This window comes from uncultured Methylibium sp. (assembly GCF_902826655.1).
Taxonomy (GTDB): Bacteria; Pseudomonadota; Gammaproteobacteria; order Burkholderiales; family Burkholderiaceae_C; genus Methylibium.
Window position 1 is genome coordinate 1 of record NZ_CADEFR010000105.1, and the last position, 6,566, is coordinate 6,566.

Annotated in this window: 7 protein-coding genes; 1 reads left to right on the top strand and 6 read right to left on the bottom strand. The window is 68.9% G+C overall.

What is annotated here, in order from left to right:
• Positions 1-90: 90 nt before the first annotated feature.
• Positions 91-1,434, bottom strand: coding sequence for a tetratricopeptide repeat protein (locus QZV97_RS20090; protein ID WP_295647046.1), 1,344 nt, complete (start codon positions 1,432-1,434; stop codon positions 91-93).
• 24 nt (positions 1,435-1,458) lie between these two features.
• Positions 1,459-1,692, bottom strand: a complete 234-nt coding sequence (locus QZV97_RS20095) for a hypothetical protein (RefSeq protein WP_295647049.1) — start codon at positions 1,690-1,692, stop codon at positions 1,459-1,461.
• A gap of 153 nt (positions 1,693-1,845) precedes the next feature.
• Here QZV97_RS20095 and QZV97_RS20100 point away from each other — a divergent pair, with 153 nt between their 5' ends.
• Complete coding sequence (locus tag QZV97_RS20100; protein ID WP_295647053.1) at positions 1,846-2,916, top strand: helix-turn-helix domain-containing protein; 1,071 nt, start codon at positions 1,846-1,848, stop codon at positions 2,914-2,916.
• A gap of 551 nt (positions 2,917-3,467) precedes the next feature.
• Here QZV97_RS20100 and QZV97_RS20105 read toward each other — a convergent pair.
• The 4 genes from QZV97_RS20105 to QZV97_RS20120 form a co-directional block, all read right to left on the bottom strand.
• Entirely contained in the window at positions 3,468-3,833 is a 366-nt protein-coding gene (locus QZV97_RS20105) for a hypothetical protein (protein ID WP_295647056.1), read from the bottom strand.
• Positions 3,834-4,038: 205 nt separating this feature from the next.
• Positions 4,039-4,764, bottom strand: a complete 726-nt coding sequence (locus tag QZV97_RS20110) for an ABC transporter ATP-binding protein (RefSeq protein WP_295647059.1) — start codon at positions 4,762-4,764, stop codon at positions 4,039-4,041.
• Positions 4,761-5,528 (bottom strand): ABC transporter ATP-binding protein, encoded by a 768-nt coding sequence (locus QZV97_RS20115; RefSeq protein ID WP_295647062.1) that lies wholly within the window; start codon positions 5,526-5,528, stop codon positions 4,761-4,763. Before QZV97_RS20115 ends, QZV97_RS20110 begins: the two co-directional genes overlap by 4 nt.
• A complete protein-coding gene (locus tag QZV97_RS20120; protein ID WP_295647065.1) occupies positions 5,518-6,519 on the bottom strand; it encodes a branched-chain amino acid ABC transporter permease in 1,002 nt (333 codons plus the stop codon). Before QZV97_RS20120 ends, QZV97_RS20115 begins: the two co-directional genes overlap by 11 nt.
• Positions 6,520-6,566: the final 47 nt, after the last annotated feature.

The following is a 6,566-nucleotide window of genomic DNA, read 5'->3' on the forward strand; positions in this document are numbered from 1 at the left end:
ACTTTCTTTGAGCCAGCAAAGAAAGTGACTCGCCTGCCGGGGCGAGACCCGGCGCAGGGCTTCGACAAGCTCAGCCCGAACGGCTGACGCTCAGGCCACTCGCGCCAGGCTCCCACTGCGCGCCACCAGCCGCTGCACCGGCGCACTGTGCGGCCGCACCGCCGAGCGTTCAGCAGCCAACGCACTCGCCAGCGCCCGATCCCCGCCTCGAAGCGCTGCTTCGATCAAGGTCAGATCGACCACATCCCGCTGCGCATGGCTGCCGCCGAAGCGCGCCGCCCGATGGCGGATCGGCCGCAGCAGCGCCGTGCAGCGCTCGAACTCGCCGCGGCCGAAGGCCTGCACCGCGGCCGTCGCCGCAAAGCCCACGTCGCGCGTGAAGCCGGCGTTGTCGCTCTGGCCGTCCATCGTCTCGCGCTGCGCGTCCAGCACCGCCTCCTGCGCGTCAACGCGGCCCGCACCGACGAAGGCCATCATCGCGTGGAAGTCGTTGAAGGCGTAGCCGCCCGCGCCGCCCACACCGCCCCAGCGGTCGGCCAGCGAGGCCCAGCGGTCGCCGACGTCCACGCCGCGCAGCATCAGGCGCCACAGCAGCGCGCTCTGGTCGATGAGCTCCAGCACGATGCTCGAGCCCGGCCCGCCGATCGAGGCGTCGTACAGGCGCAGCACCTCGGAGGTCTCGTCCTGCTCCAGGTGAAAGAGCGCCAGGTGCCACCAGTTGTGCACGGCCAGGAAGCTGCCGTCCGACCAGGTCGGCGCGTGGGGCGCCAGCCAGGCGATGCCGGCGCGCGTGTCGTTGCGCATCTCGTGCACGTGGGCCACCGCATGCCAGCCCCAGCTGTCGCGCGGCTCCAGCTCCACCGACAGGCGACCCTGGCGCTCGGCCTGGGCGTAGTCGCCGGTTTCCTCCAGCCCGAAGGCGTGCATGCCCAGCACCGCGTGGTGGCCCGGCATGCCGCGCTGCCAGTGCGGCAGTGCACGCGCGATGCGGTCGCGCAGCATGCGCGAGTCCCCGAGGAAGAAGTCGACCTGATGGCCGACCTGCAGCGCGACCAGGTCGCACGGCTCCTGCAGCGAGCGGTCTTCCAGCGCGCGCGCCGCGGCGTGCCAGTGGCCCTGCGCCAGCAGGCTGGCGGCGTGCAGGTGGGCGCGCTCGCCGTCGTTCATCGGCAGCGCGGCGGCGGCCTCGCAGGCGGCGTGCGCCATCGCCGGGCCGGCCGGCTCGGTGCCCAGCAGGAACAGCCAGGCCTTCAGCAGGTGCGGCATCGGCATCTGCGGCGCGGCGGCGATGGCGCGGTCGGCGCTGCCGACCGGGTCGCCGACCAGGCAGCGCAGCTCGCGCGCGGCCTGCTCGTAGGCGTCGAGGGCGGCGGGGTTGGCGCCGGACAGCGCGATGCCGTGGGAGTCGGTGTGGGTCTTCATCATGGTGTTCATCTCTTGGAGCGGACGGGGGAGGGTTCAGAGGGCGAGGGTGATCACGGTGGTGGACTCCAGCGGCAGCACCGCGAGCACATGGCTCCAGCGCGGCGGCAGGTAGGGCGACAGGTGAACGTAGCCGGCCAGGACGGCGCCGGCACGCAGCTCCCAGCCGCGCACCAGCGGCAGCGGGCGGGCGGCGACGAGGCGCTGCCACGCGATCAGGCCCAGGTAGGGCAGCAGCATCGCGAGGCTCAGGGTCGATACGGGCGACATGGCAGAAGGCTCCAGTGCGGGTTGCGGTCTGCCGGGACATACGGAACGACGCTTCTCGGCGGACGCAGGCAACCCTGCGGCATGGCCGGCATCTTGTGGCCGCGGGGCCGGCGCCACTAAAGTCATTCGTGCAAGCAACCGGACATTCATGCCATGGCCCCCTCCGACACGATCCACGTCGCCCTGCTGGCCGCGCCCGAGGTGTCGGCGTCCACGCTATACGGCTTCTACGACGTGCTGTCCAGCACGCGGCGCGACTGGCAGGCGCTGCACGGCCGGGCCGAGGCGGCCTCGCCCTTCGCGGTGCACGTGGTCAGCCGCGACGGCCAGCCGCTGGTGGGCGCCAACGGCGTTCGCATCGTGCCGACCGCCAGCTTTGCCGACCTGCCGCGCCCCGACCTCGTCTGCATCACCGACATGACGGTGAGCCCCGACGAGTCGCTGGCCGGCCGCTACGACGCCGAGGTGGCCTGGATCCGCGGCGCGCACGCGGCCGGCGCGACGCTGGCGTCCGCCTGCTCGGGCGCGGTGCTGCTGGCGCACACCGGCCTGCTGGAAGGCCTGGACGCCACCTCGCACTGGGCCTACTGCCCCGCGCTGAGCCTGCGCCACCCCACCACCCGATGGCACGCCGAGCGCGGCCTGATCGTCGCCGGCGAGGGCCAGCGCATCGTGATGGGCGGCACCGGCATGGCCTGGCACGGCCTGGTGCTGGCGCTGATCGCGCGCTTTGCGTCGCCCGAGGAAGCGATGCAGGTCGCGCGCATCTACCTGCTGGACGTGAACACCATCGCGCCGACGGTCTATGCGTCGTTGACGCGCGGCGCCGGCCAGGCCGACGAGGACCCGGCCATCGTGCGCTGCCGCGAATGGGCCGCCGAGCACTACGCCAGCGAGGCACCCGTGACGCAGATGGCCCGCCACTCCGGCCTGCCCGAGCGCAGCTTCAAGCGCCGCTTCACCCAGGCCACCGGCATGAGCCCGCTGGAGTACGTGCACACCGTGCGGCTGGAGGAAGCCAAGCAGATGCTCGAGGCCGGCGACGACCCGGTCGAGGCGATCGCGGTCGAGGTGGGCTACCAGGACGCGAGCTTCTTCGGGCGGCTGTTCCGCCGGAAGGTGGGGGTGACGCCGGCGCAGTATCGGAGGAGGTTTGGGGGGTTGAGGAAGAGCTTGGACGGACAGCAGCGGGTGGTTGGCGGCGGAACTGGGAGTAGCCTGTAGCCCTAGTACATAGACGGAACCGACTCTGCACAGTCCGCTTCGCTACTGCTGAGATGATCGCAATCGAAGAATGAGCAGCCTTGGCTCGTCACTCGACTGGAACATGATGCAGGACAGAGCTCGCGCCGATGCAGTGTCGAACAACGTGCGGCTTTTTGAGCCTGCTACCGTGACACGTCAGCGTGGGCCAGTCATCCGCTCATGGCTACTCTGCGCCTGAGCAACATCCTCGGCAGCATGCTCGATGCGTTCTGCCAGCTTTTCTAGCGCACGCTGTCTGTCTACGAGTTCCCGTGCTTGTTCATCAATGTGAGAGGCGAGCCTTTCCGCTTCGGCTATCCGCTGCGATACCAGACTCGTCGAGCGGCGTTCGCGAAGAACTGAATGTTCTCTCCGAACAGGCGGCCAACCGGTGTCTAGGCCGCTATCGCTCTCGACAGCATGCGTACGCTTACCCCAGCTAGCTGAACGCCTAGCAGACAAGAACGCCAACGCTGGTAGCACGGCAGCGGCAAGTCCGACAAACAAATCTGGAGCAAAACTAGACATGTTTAACTCGTTCTTTCATTCCAGACGACCAGCCAAATAGCAATGCAGTAAAGCGCCATCGCGATAGCGAACTGCCAGATCTCGTAGTCCGCATAGATCGCCATCTGTGCCGGGACCTTCTTCTTGAGCCCAATGACGATGCACATGCTCCAGCCCAAGATACCTAGCAGCATTCCGATCAACGCCCAGAAGGTCACCGGATGTGGATCGCTTCGTGACCGCGCAAAGGTGCCATTGCGGTGTTTGGGTAGCGCAACAGGCGCTATCAGTGCGAGGGCTGCTGATGCCATGGTCGGCCCAAGGAAAGAGGTCAACTCCCCATCGTCCATGGTCCACTTGATGACGAGCTCAAGTAACCACTGGAACACGGGGAAGAACAGCAGGAAAACCGTTAACCGCCATGACATTGACCCCTGCCCCCCCGGCTGCCGCTGTTTGAGCCACCCGTTACGGTTGCTGCGACTAATCTACGCACTCTACTTGCCGCGCTGTCGGCTGTCACCTCCCTAACGCCGGCGGGGATTGTTCTAGTCGGCGGTGCGAGTTGAAGTCCGCAGAGCTTGGCCGAGTGGGCTAGACACCGAGGTGCCTCTTCAACGCCCCCTCATCCCCCGCCAGCGCTGAAGAAGCGCCTTCGAGCACGACGCGTCCCTTCTCGACCACCACGCACCGGTCCGTGTGCCCCAGCACCGCGCGGTAGTTGCGGTCGACGACCAAGCTGGCCATGCCGGTGGCGCGGATGTCGGCCAGGATGCGCCAGATCTCGGCGACGATCAGCGGGGCCAGGCCTTCGGTGGCTTCGTCCAGGATCAGCAGCTCGGGGTTGGTCATCAGCGCGCGGCCGATGGACAGCATCTGCTGTTCGCCGCCCGACAGTTGCTGCCCGCCGTGGTCCATGCGCTCTGCCAGGCGCGGAAAGGTCGCCAGCACGCGCTCCAGCGTCCACTCGCTGCGGCCATCGACACCGGGGCGGGCGGCGACCAGCAGGTTCTCGTGCACGCTGAGGTTGGGGAAGATGCCGCGCCCCTCGGGCACGTAGCCGATGCCGCGCTGCGCGATGATGTCGGCGCGCAGCGCCTTGGCTTCGGCGCTGCAGTCCGCGCCGCGCACGTGCACGCGGCCGGAGGTCGGGCGCACCAGGCCCAGGGCCGACCGGATCAGCGTGGTCTTGCCCATGCCGTTGCGGCCCAGCAGGCCGACCGCTTCGCCGGGCGCGACGTGCAGGCTCACGCCATGCAGGATGTGGCTGGCGCCGTAGTGGGTGTGCAGGTCCACCACCTGAAGGAGCAAGGCACTCACACGTGCTCTCCCAGGTAGGCAGCTTGCACCTCAGGATTCGCCCGCACCTCGCCCGGGCTGCCGCTCGCCAGCATCCGCCCGTTGACCATCACGGTGATGCGGTCGGCGATGCGGAACACCGCGTCCATGTCGTGTTCCACCAGCAGGATGGCGTGGCGCGGCTTCAGGTGGGCCAGCAGTTCGAGCATGCGCTCGGTCTCCTCGGCGCCCATGCCGGCCAGCGGCTCGTCGAGCAGCAGCACCTTGGGCGCGGTGGCCAGGCACATCGCGATCTCGAGCTGGCGCTTCTGGCCGTGCGACAGCGCGCCCGCCTGCTGCTGCGCGTGCGCGCTCAGGCCCGCCTGCTCCAGCGCGGCGTGCGCGGCCGCGGTGCTGTCGGCGCAGCGCGCGGCCGGCGACCACCAGTCCCAGGGCCGCTGCAGGCGCGCCTGCGCGCACAGGCGCGCGTTCTCCAGCACGCTGAAGCTGGGGAAGATGGTGTTGCGCTGGTAGCTGCGGCCCAGGCCGGCCTGCGCGCGGCGCGGCTGGCTCATGCGCGTGATGTCCTGGCCCAGCAGCGTGACGCTGCCGCCGGTGGGCGCGATCTCTCCCGACAGAACGTTGATCAGCGTCGACTTGCCGGCGCCGTTGGTGCCGATGACGGCGTGCACCGCCTCGCGCTCCAGCGTCAGCGAGACGTCGTCCACGGCCTTGAGGCCGCCGAACTGGCGCGACACGTTGCGGGCGACCAGCCAGGCATCGGAGCGTGAAGGCTCAGCGTGCATCGGCGCCCTCCGTGGCGGTGGTGGCCGCGCGCGCGCGACGTGCGGCGAGCTGCCGGCCGATGCCCATCAGGCCGTGCGGCAGCAGCGCCACGAAGGCGATGATGGTCAGGCCCAGCAGCAGCTGCCAGTGCTTGGCGAACGCGCCGAAGATCGCCTGCGACTGGTACAGCTCCTGCAGCAGCGTGAAGACGATCGCGCCGATCACCGCACCGCGCAGGTGGCCCAGGCCACCCAGGATGATCATCAGCAGCACGGCGCCGCTCTGGTGCCAGCTCAGGATCTCGGGGTTCACGTAGCCGTCCTTCAGCGCATACAAAAAGCCGGCCAGTCCCGCGAAAGCGGCCGCGATGACGAAGGCCGCCAGCTTGTACGGATAGGTCTTGTAGCCGGCGGCGCGCAGGCGCTGCTCGTTCACCTTGATGCCGGCCAGCGTGCGCCCGAAGCGGCTGCGCAGCAGCAGCGCCAGCAGCACGAAGCTGGCCGCCAGGCAGGCCAGCACGAAGTAGTAGAACGTGAGCTTGCCTTCCAGGTCGAACAGGGCGGTGCCGAAGAGCTTGGCCTCGGGCTTGAAGTAGAGATAGATGCCGTCGGTGCCGCCGCCGAAGGGCGTGTCGTGGAAGACGTAGTACGCCATCTGCGCGAAGGCCAGCGTGACCATGATGAAGTAGATGCCCTTGGTGCGCAGCGACAGCGCCCCCACCGCCAGCGCGTACGCCGCCGCCGCCAGCACCGACACCGGCAGCAGCCACCACAGCGACGCGCCCTGGCTCTGCGGGCTGAGCAGCGCCGCCGCGTAGGCCGCGATCCCGAAGAAGGCCGCATGGCCGAAGCACACCAGGCCGGTCTGGCCGACCAGCAGCTCCAGACTCAAGGCGAAAATCGCCAGCACCATGATCTTGACGACCAGGTCGAGGTAGAAGCCGGTGGCGACCATGGGGGCCAGGGCGAGTAGTGCGAGGCCGATCAGGACCGAGAGGAGGCGCGTGTTCATGTTGTTCTTGTTCGGCTCGGAGCGTTTGCGCGGCACGCGGTGCCCGG

What these genes read in the sequence shown, in the direction of transcription:
- QZV97_RS20090 (WP_295647046.1), bottom strand. Translation starts at nt 1,434, where the DNA reads ATGAACACCATGATGAAGACCCACACCGACTCCCACGGCATCGCGCTG.
- QZV97_RS20095 (WP_295647049.1), bottom strand. Translation starts at nt 1,692, where the DNA reads ATGTCGCCCGTATCGACCCTGAGCCTCGCGATGCTGCTGCCCTACCTG.
- QZV97_RS20100 (WP_295647053.1), top strand. Translation starts at nt 1,846, where the DNA reads ATGGCCCCCTCCGACACGATCCACGTCGCCCTGCTGGCCGCGCCCGAG.
- QZV97_RS20115 (WP_295647062.1), bottom strand. Translation starts at nt 5,528, where the DNA reads ATGCACGCTGAGCCTTCACGCTCCGATGCCTGGCTGGTCGCCCGCAAC.
- QZV97_RS20120 (WP_295647065.1), bottom strand. Translation starts at nt 6,519, where the DNA reads ATGAACACGCGCCTCCTCTCGGTCCTGATCGGCCTCGCACTACTCGCC.